The sequence below is a fragment of the Rhodanobacter sp. Root627 genome (assembly GCF_001427835.1).
In the GTDB taxonomy this organism is placed as follows: Bacteria; Pseudomonadota; Gammaproteobacteria; order Xanthomonadales; family Rhodanobacteraceae; genus Rhodanobacter; species Rhodanobacter ginsenosidimutans.
This window is the reverse complement of the sequence record NZ_LMGW01000001.1, coordinates 295739-311385: the sequence shown is the minus strand read 5'-3', so window position 1 is coordinate 311385 and position 15647 is coordinate 295739. Positions and strand designations below refer to the sequence as shown.

13 protein-coding genes and 1 tRNA gene are annotated in these 15647 nt (G+C 63.4%); 7 read left to right on the top strand and 7 right to left on the bottom strand.

All coding sequences use genetic code 11. The features are described 5' to 3' along the window. From ASD68_RS01490 to ASD68_RS01460, 7 genes are all read left to right on the top strand, one after another. Entirely contained in the window at positions 1 to 1164 is a 1164-nt protein-coding gene (locus tag ASD68_RS01490; RefSeq protein ID WP_235578660.1) for a TolC family protein, read from the top strand. After that, the gene (locus ASD68_RS01485; protein ID WP_040670371.1) at positions 1161 to 2258 is read left to right on the top strand and encodes an efflux RND transporter periplasmic adaptor subunit; all 1098 of its coding nucleotides are present in this window, start codon (positions 1161 to 1163) and stop codon (positions 2256 to 2258) included. Before ASD68_RS01490 ends, ASD68_RS01485 begins: the two co-directional genes overlap by 4 nt. Further along, positions 2258 to 5392: a CusA/CzcA family heavy metal efflux RND transporter gene (locus ASD68_RS01480; RefSeq protein WP_056604990.1), complete on the top strand. Its 3135-nt coding sequence runs from the start codon at positions 2258 to 2260 to the stop codon at positions 5390 to 5392. The genes ASD68_RS01485 and ASD68_RS01480 overlap by 1 nt, the downstream gene beginning before the upstream one ends. Beyond that, entirely contained in the window at positions 5389 to 5712 is a 324-nt protein-coding gene (locus ASD68_RS01475) for a P-II family nitrogen regulator (RefSeq protein ID WP_056602717.1), read from the top strand. Before ASD68_RS01480 ends, ASD68_RS01475 begins: the two co-directional genes overlap by 4 nt. A 97-nt stretch (positions 5713 to 5809) precedes the next feature. Continuing rightward, a complete protein-coding gene (locus ASD68_RS01470) occupies positions 5810 to 6043 on the top strand; it encodes a hypothetical protein (protein ID WP_156458304.1) in 234 nt (77 codons plus the stop codon). A gap of 3 nt (positions 6044 to 6046) precedes the next feature. Then, on the top strand, positions 6047 to 6667 hold the full coding sequence (locus ASD68_RS01465; RefSeq protein WP_056602715.1) for a cation transporter: 621 nt from the start codon (positions 6047 to 6049) through the stop codon (positions 6665 to 6667). Further along, positions 6667 to 7569, top strand: coding sequence for a cation diffusion facilitator family transporter (locus ASD68_RS01460; protein ID WP_056602714.1), 903 nt, complete (start codon positions 6667 to 6669; stop codon positions 7567 to 7569). Before ASD68_RS01465 ends, ASD68_RS01460 begins: the two co-directional genes overlap by 1 nt. 125 nt (positions 7570 to 7694) lie before the next feature. Here the strand turns inward: ASD68_RS01460 and ASD68_RS01455 are convergent, their stop codons facing one another. From ASD68_RS01455 to alaS, 7 genes are all read right to left on the bottom strand, one after another. Further along, entirely contained in the window at positions 7695 to 9638 is a 1944-nt protein-coding gene (locus tag ASD68_RS01455) for a cytochrome c/FTR1 family iron permease (RefSeq protein WP_235578602.1), read from the bottom strand. Between the two features lie 218 nt (positions 9639 to 9856). Beyond that, positions 9857 to 10225: a metalloregulator ArsR/SmtB family transcription factor gene (locus ASD68_RS01450; protein WP_056604985.1), complete on the bottom strand. Its 369-nt coding sequence runs from the start codon at positions 10223 to 10225 to the stop codon at positions 9857 to 9859. A gap of 128 nt (positions 10226 to 10353) precedes the next feature. Continuing rightward, positions 10354 to 11433: an ACR3 family arsenite efflux transporter gene (gene arsB / locus ASD68_RS01445; protein WP_156458357.1), complete on the bottom strand. Its 1080-nt coding sequence runs from the start codon at positions 11431 to 11433 to the stop codon at positions 10354 to 10356. 5 nt (positions 11434 to 11438) lie between these two features. Then, positions 11439 to 11948: an arsenate reductase ArsC gene (locus ASD68_RS01440; protein ID WP_056602711.1), complete on the bottom strand. Its 510-nt coding sequence runs from the start codon at positions 11946 to 11948 to the stop codon at positions 11439 to 11441. Between the two features lie 384 nt (positions 11949 to 12332). Then, positions 12333 to 12425: transfer RNA gene (locus tag ASD68_RS01435), tRNA-Ser, on the bottom strand. A 69-nt stretch (positions 12426 to 12494) separates the two neighbouring features. After that, the gene (gene csrA / locus ASD68_RS01430; RefSeq protein WP_056077959.1) at positions 12495 to 12704 is read right to left on the bottom strand and encodes a carbon storage regulator CsrA; all 210 of its coding nucleotides are present in this window, start codon (positions 12702 to 12704) and stop codon (positions 12495 to 12497) included. A 272-nt stretch (positions 12705 to 12976) separates the two neighbouring features. Continuing rightward, the gene (alaS, locus tag ASD68_RS01425; RefSeq protein WP_056602710.1) at positions 12977 to 15604 is read right to left on the bottom strand and encodes an alanine--tRNA ligase; all 2628 of its coding nucleotides are present in this window, start codon (positions 15602 to 15604) and stop codon (positions 12977 to 12979) included. Positions 15605 to 15647: the final 43 nt, after the last annotated feature.

Sequence of the window (15647 nt, the reverse complement as noted above, 5' to 3'; positions counted from 1 at the left end):
GTGCGCCGTATCTGGCAAGCCAGTCCCGAGGTGCAGGCCGCGCGGGCAGACCTTGATGCTGCCCAGGCCCGTGCGCGTGCCGCTGCGCAGCCGCTGTACAACCCCTCACTGTCGCTCGATGCGGAGAACGCGGACGCCAATCGGCGCACGGCGGGCATCAGCCTGCCGCTGGATCTGTCCGGCAAGCGTCGTGCCCGGGCCAGCCAGGGTGAGGCCGACCTGCTGGCTGCCGAAGCTGGGTACAACCTGCGGCGCCGTGACGTCGCCACCCGCTGGCTGAAAGCGTGGTCGACGGCCGCACTTGCGGCTCGACAGAGCGAGTTGGGTCAGCGTCGCCTAGCGCTGATGCAGCGCTTCGATGACCTGGCCGCGCAGCGACTGAAGGTCGGCGATATCAGCAGTCCGGAGCGCGATCTGGCCGGCTTGGCCTTGGGTGAGGCGCAGGTGCAACAGGCGACGCTCGCGAGCAATGAGGCCGCGGCCCGTGCGGCGCTGCTGGCCATCAGCGGCGATCAACTGACCGCGCTGCCTCCGTTGCCCAAGGGCCTGTCACCGGCACTCGAAAGTGCCGCGCCGTTGCCCGTCGACGAGCTGCCGGAACTGCGTCAGGCCCGCGCCCGGCAAGCGAGCGCTGAGGCCGGCGTGCAGGTCGCACGCCGGGCGCGCATCCCCGATCCCACGCTCAGCCTGACGGGTGGCCAGGTGCGCAGCGGGCCACGGACCGATCAGGTGATCGGCGTGAGTGTGTCCATTCCCTTGCCGGTGCTCAATACGGGACGCGCCGAAGTGGATGCCGCTCGTGCGGAAGCCGATGCGGCCGCCGCGGACGTGCGCTCGCGCCAATTTGTGCTGCGTGCCGGACAGCAGGAAGCGCAAGCGCGCTACGCCGCCTTGCGCGGTGCCGCCGAGGCATTCCGCACCGGCCGTGCCGCCGCGTTCGAGGATCGCACCGCGCTGCTGGAAAAGCTCTGGCGTGCCGGCGAAATCAGCACCTCCGATTACCTCGTACAGCTCAAGCAAAGTCTCGACACCGCACTGTCCGGCCAGGAACTGGAAAGCCAGACCTGGCAGACCTGGTTCGACTACCTCACCGCTGCGGGCCGTCTGACCGACTGGCTCGACGGCCGTACTCAAAACGGCCCCAATCTGGAAGTCTCCCGATGAATCTCTCTCTTTTGAAACGCAGCCTGCTGGGCATGGCACTGTTTACTGCGCTGGCCGGCCCCGTCATGGCGCAGGAACCGGCACCCGCCAATCCGCTCGCGCTGGACGCCAAGGCGATCAAGGACGCCGGCCTTGTCCTCGACAAGGCCGCCCTACGCGCGCTGACGGATGAACTGAAAGCCCCCGGCGAAGTGAAAGCCGATGCCTATTCCACCGTGCTGGTGTCGCCGCGGGTGGAATCGCAGGTGCTCGACCGCAAGGCTCGGCTGGGCGACGTCGTGAAAGCGGGCGCGCCGTTGGTGGTGCTCTCCAGCGTCGAGGTGGCCGCCACGCAAGGTGCGCTGATTGTGGCCGAGCAGGACTGGCAACGGATCGCGTCGCTCGGGCCACAGGCGGTGTCGGCCCGACGCTACAACGAGGCGAAGGTGCAACGCGATCAGGCCCGCGCCAAGTTGCGCGCCTACGGTCTGTCCGAGGGACAGATCGGCGGCTTGCTGCGCAAGGGATCGGCCGGTGCCGACGGCAGTTTCGAGCTGCTCGCGCCGGCCGCCGGTCGTGTGACCACCGATGAGTTTCTGGTGGGCGAGCGGGTGGAGCCCGGCCGCACGCTGTTCACCCTAGTCAAGGAAGATTCGGTTTGGGTCGTCGCGCAGATGGCCCCAGCCGATGCCGAACGGGTCAAGCCCGACGCCGATGTCCGCATTCTCGTGCACGACACCGAAATACCCGGCAAGGTCGTGCAGCGTTCGCATCAAACCGATGAGCGCACGCGCACGGTGCCGGTACGCATCGAGGTCGATAACCGCAAGGATCTACTGCATCCCGGTGAGCTGGTCGAAGCGCGCATCGCCGTAGGTAGTGCGGTGCAGAAGCTCGCGGTACCGGCCGACGCGATCGTGCTGCTGCAGAACCAGCCGACCGTGTTCCTCGCCAAGGGCAAGGGCCAGTTTGAGCCGGCACCGGTGATGGTCGGCGACACGCGCGATGGCTGGACGGTCGTCACGCAAGGCCTCAAGGCCGGTGACACCTATGTGCGCAAGGGCGCCTTCGCCTTGAAGGCCCGTTTGCTGCGTTCGCAGCTGGGAGAAGAATGATGCTGGAACGTCTGGTTGAATTTTCCCTGCGCTACAAGGTGCTGGTGCTGATCATCTTCGTGGTGATCGGCTTTCTCGGTTTTCAGGCGGTACGTCAGCTGCCCATCGATGCGTTTCCGGATGTCACGCCGGTGCAGGTCAATGTCTACACGGAGGCGTCGGGCCTCGCGGCGGAGGATGTGGAGCTACTGCTCACCACGCCGGTGGAGTCAGCCTTGGCCGGCCTGCCCAAGGTGGAACAGATCCGCTCGGTGAGCCTGTTCGGCTTGTCGTTCGTGTCGGTGTATTTCGACGACAGCATGGACATCTACTTCGCCCGTCAGCTGGTCAACGAGCGCCTTCAGCAGGTTGGTGATCGGCTGCCGGCTGGGTATGGCAAACCGGAGATGGGCCCGAACACGTCGGGCCTCGGACAGGTGTTCTGGTATACCGTCGAACGCGCTGATGACAAGCTGGATAGTGCCAAGGCCGGCACCGCACCGAACGACATGGATCTGCGCACGCTGCAGGATTGGACCATCCGCCTGATTCTGCGCACCGCGCCCGGCGTCGACGACGTCACCTCGTGGGGCGGTCAGGAGAAGCAGTTCCAGGTGCGCATCGATCCGATGAAACTGATCGCCCACAAGCTCGGCTTCAAGGAGGTGATCGAGGCGCTGCAGGCGAACAACGCGCAGGTCGGCGGCAACTTTGTCGACGTCGGGCGCGAGCAGTATCTGGTGCGCGGCCTCGGGTTGATCCAGGACGCGAAGGATCTGGGCAACATCGTGCTGAAGACGGAAGACGGCACGCCAGTCTTCGTGCGTGACGTCGCCACGATCACCGAAGCGGGCGCACCGCGTACCGGTGCGGTGACGCGCGATGGCGAGGAAGTGGTCCTTGGCATGGCGTTGGCCCGCATCGGCGAGAATGCCAAGAGCGTGGTCGATGCTGTCAAGGCCAAGCTCGACACGGTGAAGCAGTCGTTGCCGCCCGGCGTGGTGGTGAAGCCGGTGTACGAGCGTACCGAACTGGTCAACGCGGCCGTGGGGACGGCGGTGCGCGCCCTGATCGAAGGTTCGATTCTGGTGGCGATCATCCTGTTCCTGTTTCTGGGCGAATTCCGCAGCGCGCTGGTGGTGGTGGTGGCATTGCCATTGGCGATGCTGATCGCCTTCATCTGCATGGGTCAGGCCGGCCTGTCGGCCAACCTGATGTCACTGGCAGGCTTGGCCATCGGTATCGGCATGATGGTGGATGGTGCGGTGGTGATGGTGGAGAACGCCTACCGCATCATGGCCGAGCGCAAGTCCCATGGCGGCCCGGTGGATCGCACGTCGGCCGTGCTGGCGGCCGCCCGCGAGGTGGCCAACCCGATGGCGTTCGCGATTCTGATCATCATCGTGGTGTTCCTGCCGCTGTTCAGCCTGCAGGGGCTGGAAGGCAAGATGTTCAAGCCGATGGCGTTCAACATCAGCTTTGCGATGGCCGGCTCGCTGATCCTCGCGCTGACGCTGATTCCGGTACTGGCCGCCCTGGTACTGAAACCCAAGGAAGAGAAGGACACCTGGCTGGTCGCGTTCCTGAAACGCCACTACGCCACGGTGCTCGCCTGGGCGTTGGCACGGCGCAAGCTCGTGCTGGGCATCGCCGCCGGGGCCTTGATCGGCAGCCTCGCGCTGTTTCCGTTCCTGGGCAAGGAGTTCATGCCCAACCTGAAAGAGGGCGCCATCATGTGGCGCATCACCTCGATTCCCTCGGCCTCGCTGGATGAATCCATCCGCATCTCCAAGCAAGTATCGGCGCTGGTCAAGCAAAAGTTTCCTGAGGTCGAGACCACCCTGGCCATGATTGGCCGCGCTGAAAAAGGCGAGACCGCCGACGTGAACTACATGGAGGTGTACACGCCGCTGAAGCCCAAGGATCAATGGCGCAAGGGCGAAACGCTGGAAAGCATCGAGGAAGCGATGCAGAAAGAGTTGTCGGCCGCCTTGCCCACTGCCGTGGTGAGCTACACCCAGCCGATCCAGATGCGCATCGAGGAGCTGATCTCCGGTGTGCGTGCCACCTTGGCGTTGAAGATCTACGGCGATGACTTGGGCGAGCTCGATCGTCTCAGCGGTCGCATCAAGAACGTGCTGGCCGGTGTACCCGGCGTGGCGGATCTTGCACTGGAGGCGAACATCGGCAAGCCGCAGATCCGCATCAAGGTGGATCGTGATGCGCTGGCCCGTTACGGCCTCAACGCCGACGACGTGCTGACCGTGGTGAAGAACGGCATCGGCGGCGAGCCGGTGACGACTTTGCTCGATGGCGTGAAGCGCTTCGACATCGCGGTGCGGCTGGACGATGCCGACAAGGCATCCCTGCCAGCGATCCAGCGCATCCCGATCCGCACCGCCAGCGGCGCGCTGGTGCAGTTGTCGCAGGTGGCCGAGGTCAGTGATGCGGAAGGCTATTCGTTCATCCGTCGCGAGCAGCTGCAGCGCTACGCCGTCATCCAGATGGACGTGCGCGGCCGCGACATCGACGGCTTCGTCAAGGACGCCAATGCCGCGATCGCGCAGCAGGTGAAGTTGCCGACGGGCTACTACAGCGAATGGGGTGGCGCGTTCGAGAACCAGCAGCGGGCATTGAAGCGGTTGTCGCTGATCGTGCCGGCAACGATCTTCTTCATCTTCGTCTTGCTCTACACCGCCTTCAACTCGGTGAAGTACGCCGCGCTGATCCTGGCCAACGTGCCGTTCGCCACCATCGGCGGCATCGTCGGGCTGGCGATCACCGGGCAATACCTGTCGGTACCCTCGGCGATCGGCTTCATCGCCGTGTTCGGCGTGGCGATGCTGAACGGCATCGTGCTGGTGAGCTTCCTGAATGAGCAACGTGAAAAGGGGCTGCCCGTCCGGGAAGCCGTGATCCGCGGCACCGCGTTGCGCATGCGGCCGGTGATGATGACCGCGAGCGTGGCGATCCTGGGCCTGGTGCCGATGCTGCTTTCCAGCGGCGTCGGTGCGGAAACCCAGCGTCCACTCGCCACTGTCGTGGTTGGCGGTCTGATCACCTCGACCCTGCTGACCCTGGTACTGCTGCCAGTGCTCTACGACTGGATCGAAGAACGCGCCGCCCGGCGCCTCACCAAGGAGAACGCCCCATGAAAGAAGTGAAGGCATTCATCCATCGCGGCCGCGTGGTCGACGTCATCCACGCCTTGGAGGACGGTGGATTCCACTACCTGTCGTTTAGCGATGTCAAAGGCCAGTTGACTGCACTCAGTGCCCAGGAACAGAGCTATTCGATGGAACTGGGCGAACGCGTGACCAGGCAGATCAAGCTGGAGGTGTTCTGCGAAGACGACCAGGCAGAGCGTGCCGTGCAACTGATCCGTTTGCACGGGCGCACCGGCCAGAGCGTGGCGGGCTGGGTCTACCAGAGCACGGTGGATCGGGCGTGGCCGATCGACGGCCAAATGGGCTGACGATGATTGGGCGGGGGTACTCCCCGCCCATCATTTTCGGTGTCATGTCATAACACCGCGGTGCTCGCGTAGAGTGACCACCGCACAGGAGACCCGCATGAGCACGACAGACTCCGACGAACACGATCGCGGCCACGGTCACGGCGTGCTGTGCGGTGCAAACGAGAAGCAGGGCCGGCAAGGATTCGTGATCTGCGGCCTGCAGTTCATGGCCTTCGGCTCGGTCAAGGACGTAGCGATTGTGTTCAGTGGCATTCCTCCGGCGCTGACGGCGCTTTACCGTTGGCTGCATGGCGATACCGAGTCGCGTCAGCAGATGCTGGAGGGTTGAGTCATGGCCGATTGTTGCTGCAGCGGCACCGTCGACATCCGCGCCTTGCAGGCGCAGCAGCGGCGGGTGCTGATGATCGTGCTGGCGATCAATGTCGTCACCTTCGCCATGATGATTTCGGCGGCGATCTACAGTGGCTCCTCGTCGCTGCTGTCGGGTGGGCTGGACAATCTGGGCGATGCGTTGACCTACCTGCTGAGTCTGGCGGTGATCGGCGCCAGCGGACGGGCCAAGGCCAAGGTAGCGCTGCTCAAGGGTGCCTTGATTCTCGGGGCTGCGGTAGCTGTCGCCATTCAGATCGGCTGGCGGCTGGCGCATCCGAACGTGCCGATCTTCGAGGCCATCGGTCTCGCCGCGGTGATCAACCTGGCCTTCAACGGCATTTGCCTGTGGTTGCTGACACCCTACCGTCATGGCGACGTGAACATGGCCTCGGCGTGGGAATGCTCGCGCAACGACGTATTCGAGGGCTTTGCGGTTCTGCTCGCGGCCGCTGGCGTCTGGCTGTTTGCGGCCGGTTGGCCCGATCTGGTCATCGCCGCGGCGCTGTTGGTGATGTTTCTGCGCTCGGCGTGGCGGGTGTTCCGCTCGGCTTGGCGCAGCTACCAGATGGGAGAGGCGTGATGGGAGCTGGACACGATCACGGCGGCGGCGGGATCAAGCACGAGAAACCGCTGTGGTGGGCGCTCGGCCTGACCGCCACCTTTCTGATCGCTGAAGTTGTGGGTGGCCTGCTGACCAACAGCCTGGCGCTGTTGTCGGACGCGGCACACATGGCGACCGATGTGATCGCGCTGGGCATTTCATTGACTGCGGTACGCTTGAGCCGGCGTCCGCCGGATGCCAAACGCACCTACGGCTATGCGCGCCTGGAAGCGCTCGGCGCGATGGTCAACGGCGGTCTGCTATTCCTGGTCGCCGGCTACATTCTGTGGGAGGCGGTGCGGCGTTTCAGCGAACCGCCCTCGGTGGCCTCTACCGGCATGCTGGTAATCGCGGCGCTGGGCCTGGTCATCAACCTGATCTCGATGCGATTGCTCAAGGCAGGCAGCGGCGAGAGCCTGAACGTCAAGGGCGCCTATCTGGAAGTGTGGGCCGACATGCTCGGCTCGGTCGGCGTGATCGTCGGAGCGCTGATCATCACGTTCACCGGCTTCTACATCGCCGATCCGATCATCGCGGTACTGATTGGGCTGTGGGTTTTGCCGCGAACCTGGATATTGTTGCGGGAGGCAGGCAACGTGCTGATGGAGGGTGCGCCCCGAGGCATCGACACCGAGCAAGTTCGCGCGGCGCTGTTGGCCACGCCGGGCGTGGCCGCATTGCATGATCTGCATGTCTGGGCGCTCAGCAGTACCAAGCCGGCCCTGGCGGCTCATGTGGTCGCCGAAGAAGACGCATCTGATGGCGATGCCTTGCGAATTCAGCTGGAGCAACTGCTTGAGGCACGTTTTGAGATCCATCACGTGACGCTGCAAATCGAAGCCACGCCTTGCGGGCCGGGATGCGAAAAGGGTAACGGATGACGGCGGTATGGTCAGGGCTTGGACCAGCCGAGTGGCATTGAGCCCCAGGGCGAGACACGGGATCCGTGTTCCGTCGCATTGGATGCTTCTGCGTGGCAACCGCAGTCACTCATATCGCGTCGCCTTCAATCGGCATCGGGTAATACTTCCCTAGTCGTAGGGCATGAAGGCATCGGCTGACGGCCTCGGTGGATATTGAACACGAATCCGACCGCCAGCAGTATCAGAATCGCCAACTGGGCCAGCAAGGATTGCCAGGTCGGATAGATGCCCAGCAGTTCGATATGCGGCACCGGCGCGACACTCACTGCCACCCAGCCGGCTTCCTGCAGGGCGGCGACGCCCTTGCCGGTCAGCACGACGGCGAGCACAGCGATCAGCGCGGAACTGGCTGAGAAGAACGTACCGATCGGCAGCCGACGACTGGTGCGCAACAGCACCCAGGCGATCAGCCCCAGCACGGCCGCACCGGCGGCGATGCCGCCGAGTAGCCACACTTCCTGGCCGTCATTCCACAGGGCCGCATAGAACAGGATGCTCTCGAATACCTCGCGATAGACCGAGATGAAGGCCAGCCCGAACAGGAACCACGCCGAACGCCGGTCGAGTGCGGCGGCCATCTTTTCCTTCAAATACGCCTGCCAGCGACCACCGATACTTTTCTGGTGCATCCACAGACCGACCCCAAGCAGCACGAACGCCGCAAACAGCGATGACAGTCCCTCGGTCAACTCACGACCGGCACCACTGATGGAAATTGCGTAGCTGGCGATCGCCCAGGTGATACCCCCGGCGACCAACGCCAGGCTCCAGCCGGCATGCACGTAGCGCAGCGCTTCGGGCCGCGCGGCCTTGCGCAAGAAGGCGAGCAAGGCGACAACGACCAGCAGAGCTTCCAGACCTTCACGCACCAGGATGGTGAAAGCACCCAGGAAGGTGGTGGCCGCATCGCCTGCAGCATCGGCGGTGACTTCTTGCGCGCGCAGCAACAGACCATCGACCTCATCGGCCTGTTTCGACACCGATGCAACCGAGGTGCTGCTCGTCAGCGCGGTGCGATAGGCACCCATCGCCGTTTCAAGCTGGGCGCGCAGTGCGCCGTCCCGTGCATTGAGTTGCGGCTCGACGGGCTCCACGCCATCGAGGTAGGCGGACAGCGCCAGCTGGGTGGCTTGCGCCTTGGCACCGGCCCGGTAAGCCGTCAGGCTCGCCGTCAGTCGCGCTCGTGCCAGAGGAATTCCCGCCAGGGCCTGCTGCTGAATGGCCTCAGGGTGTGCCCTTAGATAGCCTAGGATCGCCCGTGCGCGCGCTGCATCGAGCGTGGGCGTCAATTGCGTGACGCGAGCGCGCGACAGCTCCTTCAGGTCAGCAACCTGTGCTTGTGCGGCGGTGTCGTGCTGCCACATATCGGCACCGGTGGACGCCTCCTTCGTATACGCCAGCGAGCCCACGTAATACGCAAGTGCCCAACGATCATCGGACGACAGCTGCTGCTCGTAGCTCACCATCGGCGTGCCTTCCACGCCTTGGCTGATCACCTCGTACAACGACAGCGCGCTGCGCTGATCTGCCCGCGTCTGATCGGTGAAATTCACCGGACGAGGCGACAGTTGCATGCCAGCGGGCCCGTCACCGTGTCCGGTGACGCCATGACAGGCGGCACACTGGTTCTGATAGAGCGCCTCCCCACGCACCAGGTCGGGGACGTGTTCCGGTGCGGTCGGCACCGGATACGCTTGCAGCAACGCATCGGCCAGCGCATGCGCTTGCGTCGCCACTTGGGCGGGCGCCGCCTTGGCATCGACGGAGGCCACCAGTTTATCGGCCTGCTTCATGAGTGCAGGCGTGGTCGCGGTCGATGGCAACGCGCCGATGCGTGATCGCGCCGTCGATGTGAATTCCCGCATCTCGGCGTACTCGGATGCGCTGATCACCGCGCCATCTTTCACCGCACCCGCGTAGTCCGTCGCCAGATAGTCGAGCATCTGCCAGGTTTGCGGCACCGACGCGATGACATCTTGAGCCAAGATCGGAAAGGCCATCGTGCCGAACAAGAGAAGCAGCGCCATGGAAAGACCACGAAAAGCGGTGCGAATACGATTCGTTATCATCTAATAGATGATACTCGTCCTTGAGGAATTCGCCAGCACATCACCTCCGCCAGGGCGTCCACCGAGCCTGTATCAGGAGCCAGTGTGCCGCGGGAAGGCATGTCGGTGACTGATGTCACCCGAAGGTTGGTGTTGCCTAGCCGATTGCAATCGAAGTAATTACCGAGTCTCGATGGTCAGAGCGACGACGTTCGACGCTTACGAGGGTTGGCAACGATTAGTGGTTTGCACGGCGTTTTGGCGACCCCACAGCTGCCGTCAGACTGATTGCAGCAGTGGTCCGTAAGATAGCCAATCAGGTCGTTCATGGCTTCGATGACCGGCGTGTAGTAGACGAAACGCCCACTCTGCTGGCTGGTCACAAGACCGGCGTGCGACAGCTCCTTCAGATGGAACGAAAGCGTGGCATTGGCCAGTCCCAGCTTCTCGGCAATCGCACTGGCGGCCAGACCGTCCGGAGCGTGCTCGATCAGCAACCTATAGACCGCCAACCTCGACTCCTGCGCTAGCGCGGAAAGGATCGTGAGAGCTTGTTTGGTCTGCATGATGGGGGTGGTCGGCTCATAACGGCGTGCGGTGATCGTCGTGGGCAGTGTAATGCTTGCGCTCATCACGGATCAGCCGGCCGCACACGGACAATACGTTGTAATGACCTCGCATGACGATGCTCCATTCAAGCCTGCCTTGTTTCATACCAACGCTTGCTGCCGTTGACGATGCGAACCACCGACAACATCACCGGCACTTCGATCAGGACGCCGACCACGGTGGCCAGCGCGGCGCCGGAGTGCACACCGAACAGACCCACGGCAGTGGCAACAGCCAGCTCGAAAAAGTTGCTGGCTCCGATCAACGCCGACGGTCCGGCCACGCAATGGGCTACCCCGAACCGACGGTTGAGCACGTAGGCCAACCCCGAGTTGAAATACACCTGGATCAGGATCGGCACAGCCAGCATGGCGATCACTGTCGGCTGGGCCAGGATCTGCTGGCCCTGAAAACCGAACAGCAGCACAAGGGTGGCCAGCAGCGCTAACAGGGACGCCGGCCCCAGCCGTTGGAGCAATGCCTGCAACCGTGCCTCGCCACCTCGTGAAAGCATCCAGCGACGCAGCACCACGCTGATGGCCACCGGCACGACGATGTAGAGCAGTACCGACAACAGCAACGTGTTCCACGGCACCGTGATCGAGGAAATGCCCAGCAGCAGCGCCACGATGGGTGCGAACGCGACCACCATGATCGTGTCGTTCAAGGCGACCTGGCTCAGCGTGAAGTTCGGTTCGCCGTGGCACAGATTGCTCCACACGAACACCATCGCCGTGCACGGCGCCGCGGCCAGCAGGATCAGGCCGGCGATGTAGGAATCGAGTTGGTCCGCAGGCAGATACCCGGCAAAGACGTGACGGATGAAGATCCAACCCAATAGCGCCATCGAGAACGGTTTGACGGCCCAATTGATGAAAAGTGTGACGCCAATGCCTTTCCATTGCTGGCGCACGCCACCGAGCGCGCTGAAATCGATCTTCAACAGCATTGGGATGATCATCAACCAGATGAGCACGGCCACCGGCAGATTGACCTGGGCAACCTGCATGCCTCCCAAGGCTTCAAAGGTGCCAGGTAGCCAGTGGCCCAGAACCGTGCCCGCCACGATGCACAGCAAGACCCAGACCGTGAGGTAGCGCTCGAAGAAGCCGATGCGGGTGCCGCTGGCCGCATCCGGATGGGCCTTGATCACATCGGCAGACAGCTGGCTCACGCGTGTGCCTCTTCGACGTCGGTGAGGGTGCCGATGTGATCCAGCGCCTGCTTCAATGCGTCCCGGCTCATCGTTTCCACCGGCAGGTTCACCAGTGCGGTAACTCGATAAAGCACCAGCGTGTGGGCCAAGCGGAAAGCCTCGATCGCAGCACCGGCATCTTGGGCCGCCGCCGGATCGGGCTGGCCCCAGTGGGCCTTTACGAAATCGCCGAACAGCACTGGACACGTCTCATTGGCGGCGTTGTCGCAAACCGTGATCACGATATCCAGCGGTGGGGCATCTTCCCCGGTGAAACGGTCCCACGACTTGCTACTGAGACCTTCGGTACAGATGCCGAATGCCTTGAGCTCTTCGATCGCATGGGGATTGACGCGGCCGGTCGGCTGACTGCCGGCGCTGAACGCTTCGAAGCGGCCCTTGCCCAAATGGTTGAGGGTCGCTTCGGACAGGATGCTGCGGGCGGAATTGCCCGTGCAGATGAACAGAACGCGGCACGGCTGCAATGACGGTCTCGGGTTAAATTCTATAATTCCATAATGGTAGAATAATCAAATCAAGGCAACGGGACCCGTTCAAGGTAACGGGAACCGTGTTCATGACGATGCAGGACCTGCCCCACATTGCTGCCGATGTGCTGGAAACGCCCAGCTTGGCCAAGCTGGCCCCTGCCGGCCGACTCCACCCATCCGCCACGCTTCCTGATCCTGTATGGCTCCCTGCGCCCGTGCACCTCGCTTCCTCGTCGGACGCATAGGTCGGAACCATCTCTTGAACAAAGCCCAACAAGACCCAACCAGAAGCAACAATCACTGGCATACCCAATGGCACACCAGCTTTCCTTAGGGCACAAAAAAAGCCACGAAAATCATGGCTTTAGTTGATGTATCTGGCGGAGAGAGAGGGATTCGAACCCTCGATAAGGCTTTTGACCCTATACTCCCTTAGCAGGGGAGCCCCTTCAGCCTCTCGGGCATCTCTCCGGATTTTTCGCCGCACTGCTGCGGAGCCGGCAAGGATACTGACCGGCGGGCTCGAGGTAAAGGCTTAATTCAGTGATCGTGTTCGGTGGGCGCGTCCGGCGTGCCGCCGGCATCGTTTTCGCCCTTGATCCGCTGATAGATTTCTTCGCGATGGACGGCGACGGTCTTGGGCGCGTTGATACCGATACGCACCTGATTGCCCTTTACTCCGAGAACGGTAACGGTCACCTCGTCGCCGATCATCAGGGTTTCACCGACCCTGCGGGTCAGAATCAACATGATTTTGCTACTCCATTAATGCTGTTGTTCACAGGCCTGCGGTGGGAGGAACCTCACCCCTGAGTTCCTCGTTGCGCAGTTCGACGATTGATCCGTCGAAGGCCCTCTCGCCTTCCCGGCTCACAGCCAAAACACTCCATGGCGTCCTGACTGGCGACACCACCGTTACCGGTGGCGCCGACACTGTCATTGATACTAACTGAGCGTCATTACCACGCGCAATGCGCGGCAACAGTAACTAATGGCATAGGCAAGCTCGCGTTCATGCTGGCTTATTGGGCCGACACCCATTGCGGCAAAGCCGCCAGCAAGGCAGGCAACCCGGGCGCATCGGAACCGCCACCCTGCGCCATGTCGGCACGCCCGCCACCCTTGCCATCGATCTGTGCCGCGACGTGGCCAACGACGTTGCCCGCCTTGATCCGCTGCAGCGCCTTGCCGTGCACGCCCGCGATCAACGACACCCGGCCGTCGGAGGCGCCAGCCAGCAGAACAACGCAATCGCCGAGCTGCTGCTTGAGCTGGTCGACGCTGTCGCGCAACGACTTGGCATCCAGCCCTTCCAGCCGCGCCGCCACCACCTTGACGCCGTCGATATCAACGGCACTGCCGGCCAGGTCCGCGGTAGCGGAACCGGCGGCCTTGCTGCGCAGCGCGTCCAGCTCACGCTCGAGTTTTTTCTGGCGATCGAACAACTGGCGCAGCTTTTCGACCGCGTCGTCACCGCTGCTGGAAAGCAGATGCGCGAACTCGGCCAGGCGGCGCTCTTCGTCCGCCACCCAAGCCAGCGCGCCCGCACCGGTCACGGCTTCGATACGTCGCACGCCGGAGGCCACGCCCGCTTCGCCGGTGATCTTGAACAGGCCGATGTCGCCGGTGCGGCCCACGTGGGTGCCACCACACAGTTCGGTGGAGAAATCGCCCATCTTCAGCACGCGCACTTCGTCGCCGTACTTCTCGCCGAACAAGGCCATCGCGCCGAATTCGATCGCTTCGTCGTAGCCCATGTTGTGGATTTCCGCGGTGGCGTTGCGGCGCACTTCGGCATTGACCATCGCCTCGACCCGCTGCAACTCCTCCGCGCTCATCGGCTTGAAATGGGAGAAGTCGAAACGCAGCCGCTCCGGTGCCACCAGCGACCCCTTCTGCGCCACGTGATCACCCAGCACCTGACGCAACGCCGCATGCAGCAAATGGGTGGCCGAATGATTGAGCACGATCGCCTGCCGGCGCGTGGCATCCACGCGCGGCGCCAGCAGATCGCCGGTGCGCAATGGCTGCGCGCCATGCCAGCGGCCGGCGTGACCGAAGAACACGCCGCCCATCTTCAAGGTGTCATCGACGTCGAAACGGCCGTGGGCGTGGATCAGTTCGCCCTGGTCGCCCACCTGGCCGCCGGACTCGGCGTAGAACGGCGTGCGGTCGAGAATCAGCAGCGCCTCCTCGCCTTCGCCCAGCTGGTCCACCTGGCGACCATCGCGAACGATGCCCAGCAGCTTGCTGCCTTCGCTGTGCAACGCCTCGTAACCCAGGAACACGGTGGGTTTCAGCTGGCTGGCCAGTTCCGCCGGCATCTGTCCCTTCGCTTCGAAGCGGCCGGCGGCGCGGGCACGCTGGCGCTGTGCGTCCATGGCCTGCTCGAAGCCATCCATGTCCACATCGAGGCCGTGCTCGCGCGCGATGTCGGCGGTGAGATCGACCGGGAAACCGTAGGTGTCGTACAGCCGGAACGCATCTTCGCCGGCGATGGTTTTGGTCGACTTCTGCGCCACCTCATCGAACACGCGCATGCCGTGTTCCAGGGTCTCGCCGAAGCGATGCTCCTCGGTGCGCAGGGCGTCCTCGACGAACGCCTGTTTTGCGGCAAGCTCCGGATACGCCACACCCATTTCGGCGACCAGCGGCGCGACCATCTTCCAGAAGAAGTCGCCGCGCACGCCCAGCATCCAGCCATGGCGCAGGGCGCGGCGGATGATGCGACGCAGGACGTAGCCGCGGCCTTCGTTGGAAGGCAACACGCCATCGACAATCAGGAAGGAGCAGGCGCGGATGTGGTCGGCAATCACACGCAGCGACTTGTTGGCCAGATCCGCCGTGCCGGTGAACTCGCCCGCCGCGCGGATCAGGTTGGCGAACAGGTCGATCTCGTAATTCGAATGCACGTGCTGCAGTACCGCGGCGAGGCGCTCCAGGCCCATGCCGGTATCCACGCACGGCGCCGGCAGCGGGCTCAGCGTGCCATCGGGCGCGCGGTCGAACTGCATGAACACCAGGTTCCAGATCTCGATGTAGCGATCGCCATCCTCGTCCGGCGAACCCGGCGGGCCGCCGGCGATGTTCTCCCCATGATCGTAGAAGATCTCGGTGCACGGGCCGCAGGGGCCGGTATCGGCCATCTGCCAGAAATTGTCGGACGCATACGGCGCGCCCTTGTTGTCGCCGATGCGCACGATGCGCTCGGCCGGCACGCCGATTTCCTTGTTCCAGATGTCGAACGCCTCGTCGTCGGTCTGGTACACGGTGACCCACAACTTGTCCGCCGGCAGCTTGAACACGCCGGTCAACAACTCCCATGCAAACACGATCGCATCGCGCTTGAAGTAATCGCCGAACGACCAGTTGCCCAGCATCTCGAAAAACGTGTGGTGGCGGGCGGTGTAGCCCACCGCATCGAGATCGTTGTGCTTGCCGCCCGCGCGCAGGCAACGCTGCACATCGGCGGCGCGGACGTATCCCGGCTTTTCGCTGCCCAGGAACACGTTCTTGAACTGCACCATGCCGGAGTTGGTGAACAGCAGCGTGGGGTCGCTGGAAGGCACCAGCGAGCTGGACGGCACGATGGTGTGGCCCTTGGCGCGGAAATAATCGAGGAAGGTGGAGCGGATTTCGGAGGTTTTCATGCGGATCAGGAATGGCGGACGACAAAAGGCCACACCGTGACGC

Bases quoted from the DNA above. Each gene is read 5' to 3' on its own strand.
- ASD68_RS01455 (WP_235578602.1), bottom strand. From the start codon at position 9,638: ATGGCGCTGCTTCTCTTGTTCGGCACGATGGCCTTTCCGATCTTGGCT.
- alaS (WP_056602710.1), bottom strand. From the start codon at position 15,604: ATGAAAACCTCCGAAATCCGCTCCACCTTCCTCGATTATTTCCGCGCC.
- ASD68_RS01485 (WP_040670371.1), top strand. From the start codon at position 1,161: ATGAATCTCTCTCTTTTGAAACGCAGCCTGCTGGGCATGGCACTGTTT.
- ASD68_RS01470 (WP_156458304.1), top strand. From the start codon at position 5,810: ATGAGCACGACAGACTCCGACGAACACGATCGCGGCCACGGTCACGGC.
- ASD68_RS01450 (WP_056604985.1), bottom strand. From the start codon at position 10,225: ATGCAGACCAAACAAGCTCTCACGATCCTTTCCGCGCTAGCGCAGGAG.
- ASD68_RS01475 (WP_056602717.1), top strand. From the start codon at position 5,389: ATGAAAGAAGTGAAGGCATTCATCCATCGCGGCCGCGTGGTCGACGTC.
- ASD68_RS01460 (WP_056602714.1), top strand. From the start codon at position 6,667: ATGGGAGCTGGACACGATCACGGCGGCGGCGGGATCAAGCACGAGAAA.
- ASD68_RS01480 (WP_056604990.1), top strand. From the start codon at position 2,258: ATGCTGGAACGTCTGGTTGAATTTTCCCTGCGCTACAAGGTGCTGGTG.
- ASD68_RS01465 (WP_056602715.1), top strand. From the start codon at position 6,047: ATGGCCGATTGTTGCTGCAGCGGCACCGTCGACATCCGCGCCTTGCAG.
- csrA (WP_056077959.1), bottom strand. From the start codon at position 12,704: ATGTTGATTCTGACCCGCAGGGTCGGTGAAACCCTGATGATCGGCGAC.